Annotated in this window: 14 protein-coding genes and 1 tRNA gene; 8 read left to right on the forward strand and 7 right to left on the reverse strand. The window is 68.3% G+C overall.

What is annotated here, in order from left to right; translation table 11 throughout:
- The first annotated feature begins 124 nt into the window (after positions 1–124).
- Complete coding sequence (gene ilvD, locus CIW48_RS00695) at positions 125–1954, forward strand: dihydroxy-acid dehydratase (protein WP_149308147.1); 1830 nt, start codon at positions 125–127, stop codon at positions 1952–1954.
- Here the strand turns inward: ilvD and CIW48_RS00700 are convergent, their stop codons facing one another.
- The 3 genes from CIW48_RS00700 to CIW48_RS00710 all read right to left on the reverse strand — a co-directional run bounded on the left by CIW48_RS00700 (position 1955) and on the right by CIW48_RS00710 (position 4728).
- Positions 1955–2653, reverse strand: a complete 699-nt coding sequence (locus CIW48_RS00700; RefSeq protein WP_149308149.1) for a GDSL-type esterase/lipase family protein — start codon at positions 2651–2653, stop codon at positions 1955–1957.
- A 3-nt stretch (positions 2654–2656) separates the two neighbouring features.
- A complete protein-coding gene (locus CIW48_RS00705; protein WP_149308151.1) occupies positions 2657–3679 on the reverse strand; it encodes an SGNH/GDSL hydrolase family protein in 1023 nt (340 codons plus the stop codon).
- 77 nt (positions 3680–3756) lie between these two features.
- Positions 3757–4728, reverse strand: coding sequence for a GDP-L-fucose synthase (locus CIW48_RS00710; RefSeq protein WP_149308624.1), 972 nt, complete (start codon positions 4726–4728; stop codon positions 3757–3759).
- Between the two features lie 630 nt (positions 4729–5358).
- Between CIW48_RS00710 and CIW48_RS00715 the strand changes: the two genes are divergently transcribed.
- Positions 5359–6882, forward strand: a complete 1524-nt coding sequence (locus CIW48_RS00715) for a phytoene desaturase (protein ID WP_149308153.1) — start codon at positions 5359–5361, stop codon at positions 6880–6882.
- Entirely contained in the window at positions 6863–7933 is a 1071-nt protein-coding gene (locus CIW48_RS00720) for a phytoene/squalene synthase family protein (protein ID WP_149308155.1), read from the forward strand. The genes CIW48_RS00715 and CIW48_RS00720 overlap by 20 nt, the downstream gene beginning before the upstream one ends.
- A gap of 180 nt (positions 7934–8113) precedes the next feature.
- Here the strand turns inward: CIW48_RS00720 and CIW48_RS00725 are convergent, their stop codons facing one another.
- Both CIW48_RS00725 and hemC read right to left on the reverse strand, forming a co-directional pair.
- A complete protein-coding gene (locus tag CIW48_RS00725) occupies positions 8114–8986 on the reverse strand; it encodes a PhzF family phenazine biosynthesis isomerase (RefSeq protein ID WP_149308157.1) in 873 nt (290 codons plus the stop codon).
- Positions 8987–8996: 10 nt separating this feature from the next.
- Positions 8997–9920 (reverse strand): hydroxymethylbilane synthase, encoded by a 924-nt coding sequence (hemC, locus tag CIW48_RS00730; protein WP_149308159.1) that lies wholly within the window; start codon positions 9918–9920, stop codon positions 8997–8999.
- A gap of 185 nt (positions 9921–10105) precedes the next feature.
- Here hemC and CIW48_RS00735 point away from each other — a divergent pair, with 185 nt between their 5' ends.
- The 3 genes from CIW48_RS00735 to CIW48_RS00745 all read left to right on the forward strand — a co-directional run bounded on the left by CIW48_RS00735 (position 10106) and on the right by CIW48_RS00745 (position 12278).
- Positions 10106–11026, forward strand: a complete 921-nt coding sequence (locus CIW48_RS00735; RefSeq protein ID WP_149308161.1) for a metallophosphoesterase — start codon at positions 10106–10108, stop codon at positions 11024–11026.
- Between the two features lie 170 nt (positions 11027–11196).
- The gene (locus CIW48_RS00740; RefSeq protein WP_149308164.1) at positions 11197–11751 is read left to right on the forward strand and encodes a TerB family tellurite resistance protein; all 555 of its coding nucleotides are present in this window, start codon (positions 11197–11199) and stop codon (positions 11749–11751) included.
- Positions 11752–11816: 65 nt separating this feature from the next.
- Entirely contained in the window at positions 11817–12278 is a 462-nt protein-coding gene (locus CIW48_RS00745; RefSeq protein WP_149308166.1) for an ABC transporter ATPase, read from the forward strand.
- A 35-nt stretch (positions 12279–12313) separates the two neighbouring features.
- Here CIW48_RS00745 and CIW48_RS00750 read toward each other — a convergent pair whose 3' ends face one another.
- Both CIW48_RS00750 and CIW48_RS00755 read right to left on the reverse strand, forming a co-directional pair.
- On the reverse strand, positions 12314–13846 hold the full coding sequence (locus CIW48_RS00750) for an acyl-CoA carboxylase subunit beta (RefSeq protein WP_149308168.1): 1533 nt from the start codon (positions 13844–13846) through the stop codon (positions 12314–12316).
- Between the two features lie 157 nt (positions 13847–14003).
- A tRNA-Val gene (locus CIW48_RS00755) sits at positions 14004–14078 on the reverse strand.
- Positions 14079–14338: 260 nt separating this feature from the next.
- Here CIW48_RS00755 and CIW48_RS00760 point away from each other — a divergent pair.
- Together CIW48_RS00760 and CIW48_RS00765 are read left to right on the forward strand one after the other, a co-directional pair.
- Positions 14339–14680: a SelT/SelW/SelH family protein gene (locus tag CIW48_RS00760; protein WP_173009145.1), complete on the forward strand. Its 342-nt coding sequence runs from the start codon at positions 14339–14341 to the stop codon at positions 14678–14680.
- A 55-nt stretch (positions 14681–14735) separates the two neighbouring features.
- Entirely contained in the window at positions 14736–16952 is a 2217-nt protein-coding gene (locus CIW48_RS00765; protein WP_149308170.1) for an HWE histidine kinase domain-containing protein, read from the forward strand.
- Positions 16953–17018 lie beyond the last annotated feature (66 nt).

A 17018-nucleotide genomic window follows, 5' to 3' on the forward strand; every position in this document is an offset into this window, starting at 1 on the left:
GAGTCGCCCCTCCGTCCTGCCATCCGCCAGAAGCATGCCACGGGTGCCAGCCCTTCTGCGACGCTTGCGGATGCGCGGGCGCAGGCGCAGAAGCCGCTCACCTTTGAACTGGTCGAAGCTCTCGATGCCTGCCTATCGCTCACGCACCACCACCCACGGCCGCAACATGGCCGGTGCCCGCGGCCTCTGGCGCGCCACCGGCATGAAGGATTCGGATTTCGGCAAGCCGATCATCGCGGTGGTGAACTCCTTCACGCAGTTCGTGCCGGGCCACGTCCACCTCAAGGATCTCGGCCAGCTCGTCGCGCGGGAGATCGAGGCGGCCGGCGGCGTCGCCAAGGAGTTCAACACCATCGCGGTCGATGACGGCATCGCGATGGGCCATGACGGGATGCTGTACTCGCTGCCGTCCCGGGAGCTGATCGCCGATTCTGTCGAGTACATGGTCAACGCGCACTGCGCCGACGCGATGGTGTGCATCTCGAACTGCGACAAGATCACCCCCGGCATGCTGATGGCGACGCTGCGCCTCAACATCCCGACCGTCTTCGTCTCCGGCGGCCCGATGGAGGCCGGCAAGGTTCAGCTGCCGGGGATCGCCAGGAAAGTCGACCTCGTCGACGCGATGATCGCGGCAGCCGACGACCGGATCTCCGACGAGGACGTCGCCGTCATCGAGCGCTCGGCCTGCCCGACATGCGGCTCCTGCTCCGGCATGTTCACGGCGAATTCCATGAACTGCCTCACCGAGGCCCTCGGGCTCGCCCTGCCGGGCAACGGCTCGGTGCTCGCCACCCACGCCGACCGCAAGCGCCTCTTCGTCGAGGCCGGCCACCTGATCGTCGATCTGGCCCGCCGCCACTATGAGCAGGACGACTCCAGCGTGCTGCCGCGCGCGGTCGCGAGCGTCCAGGCGTTCGAGAACGCCATGACCCTCGACATCGCCATGGGCGGCTCGACCAACACGGTGCTGCACCTGCTCGCCGCCGCCCACGAGGGCGAGGTGCCGTTCACCATGGCCGATATCGATCGGCTGTCCCGGCGGGTGCCGGTGCTGTGCAAGGTTGCCCCCGCGGTGGCCAACGTCCACATGGAGGACGTTCATCGCGCCGGCGGCATCATGGGCATCCTGGGCGAGCTCGACCGGGCCGGCCTGATCGACACCGGCGTCGGCAACGTCTCGGCCGGCACGCTGGGTGCGGCGCTCGCACGCTGGGACGTGCGCGGCGCGCCGGCCGCCTCGGTCCAGACCTTCTACCGCGCGGCCCCCGGCGGCGTGCCGACACAGGTGGCCTTCAGCCAGGAATCCCGCTTCGACGAGCTCGATGTCGACCGGGAGCGCGGCGTCATCCGCGACGCCGCGCACGCCTACTCGCAGGACGGCGGGCTGGCCGTGCTCTACGGCAATCTCGCCGAGCAGGGCTGCATCGTGAAGACCGCGGGCGTCGACGCCTCGATCCTGACTTTCACGGGCAGCGCCCGCGTGTTCGAGAGCCAGGACGCGGCCGTCGACGGCATCCTCAACGGCAAGGTCACCGCCGGCGAGGTGGTGCTGATCCGCTATGAGGGTCCGCGCGGCGGTCCCGGCATGCAGGAGATGCTCTACCCGACGAGCTACCTGAAATCGAAGGGGCTTGGGAAGGCCTGCGCCCTCGTCACCGACGGGCGGTTCTCCGGCGGATCCTCGGGTCTGTCCATCGGGCACGTCTCGCCCGAGGCGGCCGAGGGCGGCCTCATCGGCCTCGTGCGCGACGGCGACTGGATCGCTATCGACATCCCGAACCGCCGCATCCATCTCGACGTGGACCAGGCGGAACTCGACGAGCGTCGCAGCGCCCAGGAGGCGGCGGGCTGGCAGCCGGCGAAGCCGCGCAAGCGGAAGGTGAGCGCGGCCCTGCGCGCCTACGCGATGCTCACGACGAGCGCGGCGCACGGCGCGGTGCGGCGGGTCTGATCAGCGGAGTTCGAGAACCAGGGCTGCGACGGCGGCCAACAGGGCTGCCGCCGCCACCGCGACGCCGATGAGGCGCGCGCGGATTGTCCGCGTCGCCTTCGCGGGCGCTCCCTTCGCGGACGACATAGGCTCGGGTGCGGCCTCCGGGATGCGCCCCAGGGCCCGGAGCATCAGCGGCTCGATCGCCGTATAGCCCGCCGGGCTCAGGTGAAGCCCGTCCGTCCCGTAGTCAGGTCGGAGCCCGCCGGTCTCGGTCGCCAGCACGGCGTGATAGTCGATGAACGTAGCGCCGTGTTCGTGGGCGTGGTCCCGGAGCCACGCGTTGACCGCCGCGATCATGGCGGGCGCGTCCCGCACCTCCGGGTTCCACGGAATGCCGTCCACCGGCGTGAGCGAGCCGATCCAGGCCCTCACGCCCAGGACGCGGGCCTCGTCAAGCATGCCGGCCAGCGTCCGGCAGATCTCCTCGACCGGAACGAAGGCGCCCTCGTTGCGGCCGATATCGTTCACGCCGCACAGGAGATGCACGCCCCAGGCCTCGGTCTCCGCGAGATCGCGGGCGAACCGCATGGTAATCCAGCGCGCCGTCTGGCCGGAGCCGCCGCGGGGGATGAGATCGTAGGCCTCGAAGGTGCCGGCCCGGTGGAAGCCCCAGAGCTCCGTGATCGAGTCCCCGATAAAGACGATCGGTTCGGCCATGGCTCAGGCGGGCGTCGCCGCCTCGATCACCTCGGTGACTTCCGCCTGGAGGCAGTCCGCCATCACCTGGCGGCCCTCCGAGGTCACGTGGACGATGTCGGTGAACAGGGCGCGGCTGTCGGCCTCGAACAGCCGGCTCAGATCCCGCGCCGCGAAGGCCCGATCGGCCGTGTCCAGCCGCCCGAGGATGCTCTCGAAGCGCTCGTACTGGCGGTCGAGATACGCGAGGAACGCGCCGGACGCGACGCCGGCCTCCGCGCCCGCGAGCGTCCCCTTGCGAACGACCGTCGGCTGCAGGAGAAACCGCACCGGCGCGCCGATCCCCGGCGCGAGCCGCGCGAGGCGCTTGAGGGCCAGTTCGAACTGCCGCACCACCTCCCATTCCCAGATATCGGACTGCCAGTTCGTGAGCGCGCGCAGGTTCTCGAGGCGGTTGAAGATCATCGCCTGCAGGCTGTCATACGACAGAGCCTCCGTGTCGTCGGCGGACTTCCTCGGATCGAAGAAGTAATCGTACAGGCTCTCGTTCGCGAAGTGATTGTAGGGGACACCAGCCCGCGGATCGAAACTCCAGGGCTGGAAGATGTCGGTGGCGCCACCGACGATCAGGATGACGTCGGGCTGCAGATCCATCAGCCGCGTTGTGATCAGGGCGATCATCTGGTTCAGGCAGGCCGAGACCGCGCCGAAATTGTAGACATGCGCGCCGGGACCGTGCGCCTGCTTCAACCCGGTCTCCAGCCGTCCAGGCACGGTGTCGGCGAAGACCTGCCCGTCGATCAGGGTGCTGTCGCCGACGACGAAGACCCGCAGCGTATCGGTTGGGGGCCGCGTATCGGCATGCACGTCGTTGCGGTACCCGAGGGCGTCGTAGCGCCAGCCCTGACCGGACGCCTCGGTCAGCGGCTTGCCGGCGAAATGCGCGTAGGGCGCGGGAAACCGGCTGTTCGCGTCGAAGTTCTGGAAGCTCTGCAGGAACTTCCGCCGTCGCGCGTCCGCGCTGTGGTCGGGCGGCCGGTGGGCCATGATCCGTCTCCTCCCCGGGCGGGGGCCCGGTGGCTGTGCGATGTTCGGTGAACCGAGCCGCGGGGCGGAGGGCCCGCTCAGCTCCGCAGCGTCGTGTGGTTCTCCAGGAACCAGCCATAGGTCTGGCGCAGCCCGTCTTCGAGAGCGATCTCGGGCCGCCAGCCCATGGCCTTGAGCCGCGAGACGTCCATCAGCTTGCGCGGCGTCCCGTCGGGCTTGGTGGCGTCGAATTCAAGCTGGCCCTCGTAGCCGATCACCCGGGCAAGCGCCTCGGCCAGCTGGCGGATTGTGCAATCCTCACCGGTGCCGACGTTGATGTGCGACAGGTCGGGACGCGTATTCGCGGCGTAGACCGCATCATCCATCTCCATCACGTAGACGCTGGCCCGCGCCATGTCGTCGACGTGCAGGAACTCGCGCATCGCGCGGCCGGTGCCCCAGACCGTGACCTTCGCCAGGCCCTCCCGCTTCGCCTCGTGGAAGCGGCGCATCAGCGCCGGCAGGACGTGGGCGTTCTCGGGATGGAAGTTGTCGTTCGGCCCGTAGAGGTTCGTCGGCATGACGCTGCGATAGCGCCGCCCGTACTGGCGGTTGTAGCTCTCGCACATCTTGATCCCGGCGATCTTGGCGATCGCGTAGGGCTCGTTGGTCGGCTCGAGCAGCCCGGTCAGCAGGGCATCCTCACGCATCGGCTGCGGGGCGAGCTTCGGGTAGATGCACGACGAGCCGAGGAACAGCAGCCGGTCGACGCCGTGCGTGTGCGCGGCGTCGATCAGGTTCGACTGGATCAGCAGGTTCTCGTGGATGAACTCGGCCGGGTAGGTGTTGTTGGCGTGGATGCCGCCGACGCGCGCGGCGGCGAGGTAGACCTGATCGATGCGGTTCTCGGCGAAGAAGCGCCGGACCGCGGCCTGATCCAGAAGGTCGAGGGTCCGGCGGTCCGCCGTGAGGATCCGCTCGTGACCGAGCTCACGCAGGCGACGCACGATCGCCGAGCCCACCATGCCCCGATGGCCCGCCACGAAAATGGTCTGACCTCGACCGTCCATCACGCGTCCGTTCCCTGCCGAAAGCTCGGATTTCCAAGCCCCTATAGCCCGTTTGCGGCGCGATATCGCCGGGCAAACACGCGTTTTCTGAGGCGGGACAGGCTGCCCGAGCAGTCGCTGGCGGACCGCATCCCGCTGCAGCGCCGCTGCGGCGCGGGCTCGATTTTGGTACATCTTAAAATTGCATATGGTTGCTTGGACAGACGCCGCACCGCGTTCCTGCTCACAAAGCGATCGATGACGAGGCCGGTCCGGAAATGCGCTTCGCAGTGCAGCTTTGGTGATCTGGGTCGCTCTCTGGTGGACGCGTGGCGTTGCCGTGGACGGAACCGTGCCCCGTGTCGTCTCCGCCTGTCGTGCGTGCGACGTCGATGGCAGACGGACTACTGCTCTGCACCGCTTCTGGCGGCTTTCGTCTAGGAATCGTCGCGAATCGATTGTTGGTCTCACCGTCACGCATCGGTTCAGGATTGCCTGCGCCCGAGACCGGGTGACCGTTGGCGTTGCCAAGAGCGGCGTCGGCGACGTTCGGGCGGTGTGGCCGGCGCATTCTGAACAACGCGCATCTGAGACGCCATCAAATGCATTTCGGTCTTGCGCGGCGTGAAAGGGAGGCGGTAGTGTCAAGCAATGCTGACACTCGCGGTCGACCAAAAGATTGCGCAAAAGATCGATCGGCGCCCGCATGCCCTCGTGGTCGGCTCGGGCTTCGGCGGCCTTGCCGCGGCGGTCCGGCTCGGTGCGCGAGGGTACCGCGTGACCGTGCTCGAACGCCTGACGCAGCCGGGGGGGCGTGCGCGAGTCCACCGGCAGGACGGGTTCACCTTCGACGCCGGTCCGACCATCGTCACGGCGCCACAGCTCTTCGAGGAACTCTGGCAGCTGGCCGGTCGCCGGCTCTCAGACGATGTGATGCTTGTGCCGATGGATCCGTTCTACCGGATCCGCTTCGCGGACGGCACGGCCTTCGCCTATAGCGGCGACGTGGACCGCATGCGTGCCGAGGTGGCGCGCTTCGCGCCGGACGATGTCGCGGGCTACGATCGTTTCATGGCCCATAGCCGTGCCGTCTGCCGGATCGGCTTCGAGCAACTCGGTCACGTGCCCTTCGGCAGTGTCGGTTCGATGCTGAAGATCGCGCCCGACCTGCTGCGCCTCTCGGGACACCGGTCCGTCCACGATGTGGTGGCGCGCTTCATCCGCGACGAGCGGCTGCGGACAGTGTTCAGCTTCCATCCGCTGCTGATCGGCGGCAACCCGTTTCGAGCCAGCGCCATCTATTGCCTTATCGCCGACCTCGAGCGGCGCTGGGGCGTCCACTTCGCGATGGGCGGAACGGGCCAACTGGTCGACGGGCTGGTGCGGCTGATCCGGTCCCAGGGCGGCCGCCTGCGCCTCGGCGTCGAGGTCGCGCGCATCCGGGTGGAGGCGGGCGCGGCCACGGGCGTGGACCTGACGAGCGGCGAGACGATCGCCGCCGGCCTTGTGGTCTCCAATGCCGACTCGGCCGTGACACATGCGCGTCTGCTGCCCGAGGCGCAGCGCTGGAGTTCGGGCCGGTTCGAGCGCGCCCGCTCATCAATGGGGCTGTTCGTCTGGTACTTCGGCACCAGCCGGCGCTTTCCGAACGTGGATCACCACACGATCCTGCTCGGTCCGCGATATCGCGACCTGCTGGCCGACATCTTCGACCGCAAGGTGCTGGCCCAGGATGCGAGTCTGTACCTCCACCGGCCGACCGCCACGGATCCAAGCCTCGCGCCCCCGGGATGCGACACCTTCTACGTACTGGCACCGGTTCCGAACCTCGCCGGCGGCCAGGATTGGCACGCCCTCGCCGAACCATATCGGCGTCGGATCGCCGCCATGCTGGAAGAGAGCGTATTGCCCGGCCTGTCGGAGGCCATCGTGACCTCGAAGGTCACGACCCCGCTCGATTTCCAGGACGATTTCCTCAGCTACCGGGGTTCGGGCTTCGGCCTGGAGCCGGTGCTGACCCAATCGGCCTGGTTCCGCCCGCACAATCGGTCGAGCAGCATCCGCAACCTCTACTTGGTCGGCGCCGGCACTCATCCGGGCGCAGGCCTGCCCGGGGTCCTCTCCTCCGCCCGTATCCTCGACAGCGTGGTCCCCGATGCCCGCGTTACCGCCTGAATTTGCCGCTGCGGCCGACCGGACTGCCTGCCGCCTCGCGATCCGGGCCGGCTCGAAGAGCTTCTTCGCGGCCGGTCAACTGCTGCCGGGCGATGTGCGCGAGGCCGCCTACGGCCTCTACGCCTTCTGCCGCCTCTCGGACGACCTCGTCGACGACGCAGAAGACCCGGCCGAGCGTCGCCGCGCAGTGGTGCGGCTCGAGACACGGATCGGCCAGGCCTATGCCGGCCATCCGGCCGACGCGCCTGCCGATCGCGCCTTCTCCGAGATCGTCGCCACTTACGCGATCCCGGAGGCGCTGCCGCGCGCACTGATCGAGGGCTTCGCCTGGGATGCCGAGAGCCGGCGCTACGCCGATCTCGGGGCATTGCATGCTTACGCGGCCAGGGTGGCGGGTTCCGTCGGAGCGATGATGGCCCTGGTCATGGGCACCCGCACACCCGACGCCCTGGCCCGCGCCTGCGATCTCGGCGCAGCGATGCAGTTAACCAACATCGCGCGCGATGTCGGCGAGGACGCCCGGATGGGTCGCCTCTATCTGCCGCTGGATTGGATGCGGGCGGCCGGGCTGGATCCCGATGCGTTCCTTGCCGACCCGCGGCCGAGCCCGGCTCTGGCCGGCGTGGTGGCCCGTCTGCTCGCCGAGGCGGAGCGCCTCTATGCCCGCGCGGAGGCGGGAATCTCGGCGCTGCCCGGCGGCTGTCGACCCTCGATTCGGGCGGCCAGTCTGATCTATGCCGAAATCGGCCTGGTGGTGGCCGCACATGGCTACGATTCGGTTCGCCATCGTGCACGGGTCAAAACCCCGCGGAAGTTCGCCCTCATCGCTCGCGCAATCCGCACGCCTGAGGGAGCGCTGGGCCTCGGCGCGCCGCCGCTTCCCGAGGCGGCCTTCCTAATCGAGGCCGTAGCGCGCGAATCCTCCCTGCCGATGCGCCAGCGTCCGGCTCTGCGGCCCTGGTGGCACGTGAGTGGCCGCGTCGTGCACGTTCTCGACTTGATCGAGCGGATGCGTGAACGCGAGGCGTTCGGCCGTTCGGCGCCGTCCTGATTGGTCGAGGGCGGTCTCGCTGAGCGATCAGCCAATCACCGCCTCGTGCGGATGCAGGGGCCGACGCTCATCAGAAACAGCTTCTGCTTCAGACAGGGCGAGCCGAGCCTCTGACCTATCCGAGACGAGCAATTCCGTCTGCGTCCGATCTCAGGCGCCGATCGGATCCCTCGCCGGCCCCTAGCGATCAGCCTGCACTGAAGCAACATCACCCTCCAAGAGGCACCCGACCGGGCGCCCCTCGGCGAAACCGAGCCGTACCCGGATCTCCGACAGGCGGCCCATGGCCCGTCCCTGCAGGATCCGGATCGGGCGGTCATCCGCGGCGATGAGACCGTCCTGCAGCAGTCCGAAGGCCAAGGCCGCCGCGGCGATCCCCGTGGCTGCATCCTCGGGATAGCCTGAGGCGCGGGGGAATTGCCGCGCCTCGAACAGGCGCGCTGGCCCGTCCAGCACGGCATAGGGGTAGAGCCCGGTCGAACCGATCCGCGTGCACGCCGCCTCGACAGCGTCGCCGGTGGGCGCGAGGGCGTTGAGCGCGGCCGTATCGCGCATCGGCACGAGGGTCTTGACCCGCGATGTCACGGCGTTGTGGACCGGCCGCTCGGCGAGAGCGTCAGGCTCGATTCCAAGCGCCGCACAGACGTCGGCTCTCTGCCCGTCCCCGAGGGGACGAACACGCCCAACCGGCTGCGTGATCGCGACACTCCACGCCTCCGCGCCGCGCGGGGTCAGGAAGCCCGTCACCGAGCCGCTCGCGGTCGCGATCCGCACCGGTGAGGTCGGCAGCCGGCCTTCGCGGGCCAGAACCCACAGAACGCCGATGGTGGCGTGTGCACACATCTCCATCTCGTGATTCGGGACGAAGAAGCGCAGGCGCAGGTCATGGTCCGGATCATCGGGCGGCAGCGCGAAGCCGGATTCGTGGCCGTAACGCCGGGCGACGTCCCGCATGGCCCCCGCGTCGAGCCCCTGCGCGTCGGAGACGACCGGGCAGGGATTTCCGCCCGCGCCCGCATGCGTGAAGACGTCGACTATCGTCACGGCGTACATATGCCCGGTCTCACTGCAAATGGCGGGTATACGTGTCGCCGGCCGCTGCCTTAAGGGCAGCTCCGGCCTCCCGGCCGATCCGCTCCGCATCCGTCGCAGGCCCCTGTCGGGAGGCCGACCAGTGGCGGCTGCCATCGGGCAGGAACAGCAAGCCGTCGATCCGCAGAAGGTCGCCGTCGATCTGCGCCAGGGCTGCGATCGGAGTCCGGCAGGATCCATCGAGTTCCGCGAGCAACGCCCGCTCGGCCGACACCGCGATGGTGGTCCGCTCGCAGGCAATGGGCATGAGGAGGTCGCGGATCACCGGGTCATCCGAGCGGCATTCGATGCCCAGGGCGCCCTGGGCCACGGCTGGTAGCATCTCCTCGACCGAGAGCACGCTGCGCGCCGTGCTCTCCAGGCCGAGACGCTGCAGGCCCGCCAGGGCGAGGAGCGTGGCGTCGCACTCTCCGGCCTCGAGCTTGCGCATCCGCGTGTTGGCGTTGCCCCGCAGCGGGACCACCCGGAGATCGGGTCGCCGCATCAGGACCTGCGCGCCGCGGCGGAGCGACGAGGTCCCGACCCGTGCGCCCGTGGGCAGCCCCGCGAGGCCATCGGCGTGCGGCGACAGGAACGCGTCTCGCGGGTCGTCACGTTCGAGGATGCAGGCGATGGTGAGCCCATCGGGCAGCCAGGTCTCCACATCCTTCATGGAATGCACGGCGACGTCGACCTCGCCGGCGAACAGCGCCTGTTCGAGTTCCTTAGTGAACAAACCTTTGCCGCCGATCTCGGACAGGGGCCGGTCCAGGATCTTGTCGGCCACGGTGGTGACGACCACCAATTCCGTCTCCAGGCCCGGATTGGCCGCCACGATCCGGTCGCGGACCATCCCGGTCTGCGCAAGCGCCATCGGGGAGCCGCGGGTGCCGATGCGCAGGGGGCGGTTCAACATCTGGTTCCGGATCGCTTCGCTGGACGAGACAAAGCCTTATAGACCGAGCGCGGCGTCAGGCCACGCTCGGTCTTCCGGTTCCGGAGCGCGGTCTCGCGGACGTGAAACCCGCTCCGCCCCGCTTTCGCCGGACTGGGCACCTAGCGGGACGCCCACCATTCGAAGGGTCAACAGGTCTTATCGCGATGCTGATCATGCCGAGCCGACGGCAGTTCCTGACCGGGCTCGGCGCGGGTGCCGGCCTCACGGCCGCAACGGGCGTCTACGCCTTCGATGTGGAGCCACTGCACCGGCTGGTGGTGACGTCCTACGCGCCGGCGCTGCCGCACTGGGATCCGTCTTTGCGCATGCGGGTTGCGGTACTGGCGGATTTCCACATCTGCGAGCCGTACATGCCCTTCGACCGGGTCGCGGAGATCGTCGCGGCGACGAATGCCCTCGAGCCCGATCTGGTGCTACTGCTCGGCGACTATCCGGCCGGCAGGATCGCGTGGCGCAAGCTACCACTCGACCAATTCGCCCGGATGATGACGGAACTCAAGGCACCGCTCGGCACGCACGCGATCCTCGGCAACCACGATTGGTGGGACGACCATGCCGTTCAGAGGTCCGGCCGCGGCGTGCCGGCGGTCCGGCGCCTTCTGGAGGCGCAAGGCATTCCGGTTCTTGAAAACCACGCGGTGCGCCTCGTGAAGGACGGACGGCCTTTCTGGCTCGCCGGTCTTGCCGACCAGCAGCCATTCTTCAACGCGTGGAGCACGTTCAGCCTGGCCGACCTGCCGCGGACGCTGGAGGCGATCACGGATTCGGCGCCCGTGATCCTGATGGCGCACGAGCCCGATATCTTCGTCTCCGTGCCCGACCGCGTCTCGCTGACGCTCGCCGGGCACACGCACGGTGGCCAGATCCGCCTATTCGGCCACGCGCCCGCGATCCGAAAGGTGCAAGGACACGACTACTCCTACGGCCACGTCATTCAGGACGGCCGCCACATGATCGTCTCGGGCGGCTTCGGGATGAGCCGGATCCCGGTGCGGATGGGCGTTCCACCGGAGATCGTTCTCCTCGATCTGGGGAGAGCGGACACGTCGCCGGCCGCCAGCTGAGCGCCGAGCAGCCGGGACCGATTGAAGTGCAGTCCGATAGCACACAAGAAAAGCGCCTTCGATGCCGTTAATACTATGATAGTCGCGTGTAATTGGAAGGCATTAGTGCCAGTTTGACACTGTGAGAGGTGCATGAGACCGTCCCGCGTCGATTCGATAGGGGGATTCGCATGCCGATCCTGCTCGGCCTCATCGGCCTTATCGCGGCGGGACTGTTCTGGATCTTGCGCACGCACGGAACCATCAAGGGTCTCCAGGAGGTCAACCGCGATACGAAGGGGCTTCAGCGCCGCGCCGTTTCGACCATCGAGGATTTCGTCGGCACGCCGTTGCAACGTGTGCGCGATCCGCGCCTCGCGGCGGTCATCCTGATGATCCAGCTGGTCCGGACGGGCAGCCCTCTAACGGCCAGCGAGAAGACGCGGATCCTCGCGTATATGGAGAAGCCCCTGGAGGTGGACCGGATCTCGGCCAGTTTCGACCGAGCCTGGGGCTATACGCAGGCGCGGCTTCCGTTCTCACAGGTCGCCGATGCACTGACTCCGCTGCTGCGCGACGCGCTGACGCCGGCGGAGCGGGGGGAGTTGATCACGATGCTGACACAGGTGGCCGGCGCGCATTCTCCACCGAGCGAGTTGCAGCGCGAGGGTATCGCCCGCCTGAAACGACGGCTTCTCGCCGGCGAGGTGCATGCACCGGTGCAACGAAGCAGCGAATCCACCTGATCCGGATCGCGGCGGGGCCACGACGGCCCGCTCGCCTTTTCTGGCCGTCGCGCTACCTCGCGGCTATGCGAGCGCTCTTACCTCTCCTCGTCTTCACCTCCCTCGCGGCGAGCTTTGCAGCGGCCCGGGCACAATCGTGCGACACCCTAGTCGACAAGGTCGCCGCCGAGACGGCGGCCAAGACGACCGATCGCCGAAGCGATTATGCGAGCTTCACGGCCGGCCCGGACATGACGCTGACTCTGGCCTGCGGCGGGCCCGACCTGTCCTCTGTGGGCGCGCAGTTCCGCGGCGCGAACCCGCCGGACCGCTATTACGACCTGTTCGGACAGGCCGGGCACGCGGTGACCGGTATCGATGCCGCCGTGATCACCGAGGCGGCACATCGCGCCCAGGCGACCGCCTCTAAGCAGCGCCACAGCAACATCGATCTCGCTGGCGCCCGGGTCACCTGCTCGGCGATGGTCTCGCCCGACAAGGGCCCGCTGACGCTGTGCGCAGTGATCGAGCACAGCAACCGCAGCTAAGCCGGCGGAGACTTCCGCCGGCTGGCGCTCCCGTGTCAGAGCGGGATGTTGTCGTGCTTCTTCCAGGGCTGCTCCATCTTCTTGGTGCGCAGCATGCCCAATGCGCGGGCGATCCGGCGCCGGGTCGAGTGCGGCATGATCACCTCGTCGATGTAGCCCCGCTCTGCCGCCACGAACGGCGACAGGAACCGGTCCTCGTACTCGCCCGTGCGCGCCGCGATCTTCTCCGGATCGCCGATCTCGCTGCGGAAGATGATCTCCACCGCACCTTTCGCGCCCATCACGGCGATCTGCGCCGTCGGCCACGCGTAGTTCACGTCGGCGCCGACATGCTTCGAGGCCATGACGTCGTAGGCACCGCCGAAGGCCTTGCGGGTGATGATCGTCACCAGCGGCACGGTCGCCTGGGAATAGGCGAACAGCAGCTTGGCGCCGTGCTTGATCAGGCCGCCATATTCCTGCGCCGTGCCCGGCAGGAAGCCCGGAACGTCCACGAAGGTGACGATCGGAATGCCGAAGGCGTCGCAGTAGCGCACGAAGCGCGCCGCCTTCCGCGACGCGTCCGAATCGAGCACGCCCGCCAGCACCAGCGGCTGGTTGGCGACGAAGCCGACGGTGCGGCCCTCGATCCGGCCGAAACCGGTGATGATGTTGCGGGCGTAGGCGGACTGGATCTCGAAGAAGTCGCCCTCGTCGACAACCCGGCGGATCAACTCGCCCATGTCGTAGGGCTTGTTCGGATTGTCGGGGATCAAGGTGTCGAGGGAGGAATCGACGCGATCGACGTCGTCGAAGCTCTCGAGTTCCGGCACACCGTCGATGTTGTTGGCAGGGAGGAAATCGAGGAGACGGCGGATCTGCAGGATCGCTTCCACGTCGTTCTCGAACGAACCGTCCGCGATCGACGACTTGGTCGTGTGGACCTTGGCGCCGCCGAGTTCCTCGGCGGTCACGACTTCGTTGGTGACCGTCTTCACCACGTCGGGGCCGGTCACGAACATGTAGCTCGTGTCGCGGACCATGAAGATGAAATCGGTCATGGCCGGCGAATAGACGTCGCCGCCCGCACAGGGGCCCATGATCACCGAGATCTGCGGGATGACGCCGGAGGCCATGACGTTGCGGCGGAAGACCTCGCCGTAGCCGCCGAGCGCGGCGACGCCCTCCTGGATGCGGGCGCCGCCGGCATCGAAGATGCCGATGATCGGGGCGCGCATCTTGAGCGCCATGTCCTGGACCTTCACGATCTTCTGGGCGTGTGCCTCCGACAGGGAGCCGCCGAACACGGTGAAGTCCTTGGAGAACAGGAAGACGGTGCGGCCGTTGATCGTGCCCCAGCCGGTGACGACGCCGTCGCCGGGGATCTTCTGCTTCTCCATGCCGAAATCGGTGGAGCGGTGCTGCACGAACATGTCGAATTCCTCGAACGACCCGTGGTCGAGGAGGAGTTCGATCCGCTCGCGCGCCGTGAGCTTGCCGCGCTTGTGTTGCGCCTCGACCCGCTTCTCGCCGCCTCCGAGACGGGCCTGCGCCCGACGCTGGTCGAGCTTGTCGAGGATATCCTTCATGGCTGTTCCCGCCCTTCCCCTGCCCGTGACCTGCGACCCGGATGGCCGGGTGCAAGCTTATGCGTTCGCCGATCGAGCGCCCTTAGCACGCGCATTTCGAGTGGCAAACCGACGCGGCAGCCGACCTGATCAGACCTTCGGGAGAGGGCGGGTGTAATGGTGGACGGTGCAGGGATCGAACCTGCGACCTTTCCCGTGTGAAGGGAACGCACTACCGCTGTGCTAACCGTCCGTACCGGCGTGCAGCCTGAGCGCACGCATACTTGCCGCTCGCCCTCAAGGGCGCCGCGACCCGGTGGCGGGCCTTCTAGTGCGCGGCAGGCCGACACGTCAAGCGCGGCAGATGATGTTCGGAAACACCAAGACAGTCATCCGAAGGCGGCTCCGAATCGAGGGCCGCCAAGTCCAAGCGCGATCGTCCCTGTTGGCAGGCCCACCGTCCTCTACGCATGCGAGGTTGACAAGGCCGGCGGCCCGGTGCGCTGTGCGAGCATGCACGATGGGCCAGCGGGCGCAAAACCCGGCAGCGACGTGACGGCGGAGGGCGCGGCGACGCTAGGGCGACCGCGCGTCGCGATCACTTACTGCACACAGTGCAATTGGCTTCTGCGCGCGGCTTGGATGGCGCAGGAGCTGCTCTCGACCTTTCGTGACGACCTCGGCGAAGTCGCCCTCATCCCGGCCTCTGGGGGCACCTTCCGCATCGAACTGGGCGAGGTGCTCCTGTGGGAACGGGTGCGCGATGGCGGCTTCCCGGATGTAAAGGCGCTGAAGCAGCGCGTGCGCGACCACCTCGACCCGGCGCGCGATCTCGGTCATATCGACCGGTCATGAGGCGAGGGAACGGCGACGAGCCTGCGGGGCGCCGCAGGCCGGGGACGGACCCCGCTTGAGTCCGGACCATCAAGCCGAGGGCGCAGGCGTCCCGGCGGTGATCCCCGCGCGCCGCTCGTGGCTGTCGCGGCGGCTGCACCGTTTCGGGGGCAGCGGGTTCTCGACTCAGGTCTATCTGATCGCGCTGGTGATCGCGCTGATCGGCCCGGGCCTGCTGTTCACCAGCATTCTGCTGATGCGCTATGCGTCCGCCGAGCGTGCGCGGTTCGAGCAGGATGCCCGCGAGAACGTCCGCGGCATCGGCCTCTCCCTGGACCGCGACACCGCCGGCCTGGTCTCGGTGCTGCAGACCCTTGCGACCTCACCGCGGATCCGGCTGGGCGAATTCGAGGCGTTCGACGCCCAGGCGCGCCTCGTCCGCGAATCGATCGACCTGGATGTGCTGCTGCGCCGGCCCAACGGTCAGGAGGTGGTGAATACCGGCGTCCCGCGCGGTGCGCCGATGCCGATGGTCGCGCTTCCCTTCGACCAGGACCTGGCCCGGGGCACGCAGCGCGCGATGGTGAGCGGCTACGTGCCGGGCCCGACGCCGAGCGAGGCGACCTACGCGGTCGGCGTGCCGGTGATGATCGACGGCGAAGTCGGCTACATCCTGAGCTTCACCGTCCCCCTCTCCCGCCTTCAAGGCATCCTGTCCCGCGAGGTCGTTCCGGGTTGGACGACGGGGATCAGCGACCGGTCCGGCATCGTCCTGGCCCGGCTCCCCGATCCCGAGGCGGTGGTCGGCAAGCCGCGCCTCGCCAGCCTCCGCCAAGTGCAATCGGCGACCCCAGGCGTCTGGGAAGGCCAGGACCGCCAGCACAAGCCGGTGGTGGTGATCGAGGCACGCTCGCGGCTGACGGGCTGGATGGTCGCCACGAGCATCCCTCAGGCGCTCGTCGATGCGCGGGTACGGCGCTGGATCTGGGCCTTCGCCGGATTCGGTCTGTTGGTGCTCGCCACCTCGTCGCTCCTGGCGGTGAATCTCTGGTCACGTGTCTCGCGTCCCCTGCGCCTGCTGGCCGCCTCCGGACCCGCGCTGGCCCGGGGCGAGGCGATCCCGCGCGTGTCGTCTCCGGTGCATGAGATCCAGCGGCTCGGCGCCGTGCTGTCGGAGGCGTCCCTCCGGCTGCGGACCCGCGAGGAAGAACGCGACCGGGCCCTCGCCGAAACCAAGCGCGGCTTGAGCGCCTTGAGCGAGAGCGAGGCGCGCTTCCGGCATATGGCCGATTCGGCTCCCGCCCTGATCTGGATGACCGACGAGACCGGGGCAGTCAGCTTCGCCAATCTTCATTTCGAGCACCTGTTCGGATTGCCCGCAGCGCGCTTCAACGACGACGGCTGGCACCAGATCGTCCATCCCGATGATCTGGAGGGCTTCCGCAGCGCCTTCACGAAGGCGTTCGAGGCCCGCATGCCGTTCCGCACGGAGGCGCGGGTGATCGACCAGACGGGGGCCGTGCGGTGGCTCCAATGCGAAGGCGTTCCACGGCTCGACGACGACCAGAACTTCCTGGGCTATACCGGCTGCAACATCGACATCACCGACACGAAGAATGCCGAGGAGCATCTGCTGCTCCTGATCCACGAACTGAACCATCGGGTGAAGAACACCCTGGCCACGGTGCAGTCGATCGCCGCGCAGTCGCTGCGCGGGCTGGAGGGCGCGGAGGCCGACGCGGCGCGCGCGGCGTTCGAGGCGCGCCTCCTGGCTTTGGCGCGGGTCCACGACGTGCTCACCCGGGAAAGCTGGGAGGGCGCGGAACTCTCCGCCGTCGTGGCAGACGCGATCCGGCCACTGGAAGCCGGCGACGGCCGAGCCTCGCGGTTCAAGGTCGTGGGTCCGGCCCTGCGGCTGCCGCCACGGCTCGCCCTGTCGATCGCGATGGCGCTGCACGAACTCGGCACGAATGCCGTGAAGTATGGCGCGCTGTCGGCCGAGGGCGGCATGGTCGAGATCTCTTGGACCGTACGACGCGCGGAGGGGATGCAGCTCTCCCTCCGCTGGTCGGAACGCGGTGGACCGCCTGTGAAGAAGCCGACCCGGACCGGATTCGGCTCGCGCCTCATCGAGCGCAGCCTCGCCCGGGAACTCGCCGGCGAGGTCGTACTCAGCTACGAACCGACCGGCGTCGTCTGCACCATCGATGCGCCGGTTCCGCCCCCGGGTCTGCTGGAGCGCAAGAGCGCGGCCGCGCCGACGCGGATCGCACCGCTTCCGCTTGCGGGATAGGCAGACGCACCTCGCCCTCGCGTCGACGCCGTGCGGCACGCGCCCAACGCGACGGCGTCCTGCGCC

Origin of the sequence: Methylobacterium sp. P1-11 (assembly GCF_008329595.1) — a bacterium.
GTDB lineage: Bacteria > Pseudomonadota > Alphaproteobacteria > Rhizobiales > Beijerinckiaceae > Methylobacterium.

Bases quoted from the DNA above. Each gene is read 5' to 3' on its own strand.
- ilvD (WP_149308147.1), top strand. From the start codon at position 125: ATGCCTGCCTATCGCTCACGCACCACCACCCACGGCCGCAACATGGCC.
- CIW48_RS00700 (WP_149308149.1), bottom strand. From the start codon at position 2,653: ATGGCCGAACCGATCGTCTTTATCGGGGACTCGATCACGGAGCTCTGG.
- CIW48_RS00705 (WP_149308151.1), bottom strand. From the start codon at position 3,679: ATGGCCCACCGGCCGCCCGACCACAGCGCGGACGCGCGACGGCGGAAG.
- CIW48_RS00710 (WP_149308624.1), bottom strand. From the start codon at position 4,728: ATGGACGGTCGAGGTCAGACCATTTTCGTGGCGGGCCATCGGGGCATG.
- CIW48_RS00715 (WP_149308153.1), top strand. From the start codon at position 5,359: ATGCTGACACTCGCGGTCGACCAAAAGATTGCGCAAAAGATCGATCGG.
- CIW48_RS00720 (WP_149308155.1), top strand. From the start codon at position 6,863: ATGCCCGCGTTACCGCCTGAATTTGCCGCTGCGGCCGACCGGACTGCC.
- CIW48_RS00725 (WP_149308157.1), bottom strand. From the start codon at position 8,986: ATGTACGCCGTGACGATAGTCGACGTCTTCACGCATGCGGGCGCGGGC.
- hemC (WP_149308159.1), bottom strand. From the start codon at position 9,920: ATGTTGAACCGCCCCCTGCGCATCGGCACCCGCGGCTCCCCGATGGCG.
- CIW48_RS00735 (WP_149308161.1), top strand. From the start codon at position 10,106: ATGCTGATCATGCCGAGCCGACGGCAGTTCCTGACCGGGCTCGGCGCG.
- CIW48_RS00740 (WP_149308164.1), top strand. From the start codon at position 11,197: ATGCCGATCCTGCTCGGCCTCATCGGCCTTATCGCGGCGGGACTGTTC.
- CIW48_RS00745 (WP_149308166.1), top strand. From the start codon at position 11,817: ATGCGAGCGCTCTTACCTCTCCTCGTCTTCACCTCCCTCGCGGCGAGC.
- CIW48_RS00750 (WP_149308168.1), bottom strand. From the start codon at position 13,846: ATGAAGGATATCCTCGACAAGCTCGACCAGCGTCGGGCGCAGGCCCGT.
- CIW48_RS00760 (WP_173009145.1), top strand. From the start codon at position 14,339: ATGCACGATGGGCCAGCGGGCGCAAAACCCGGCAGCGACGTGACGGCG.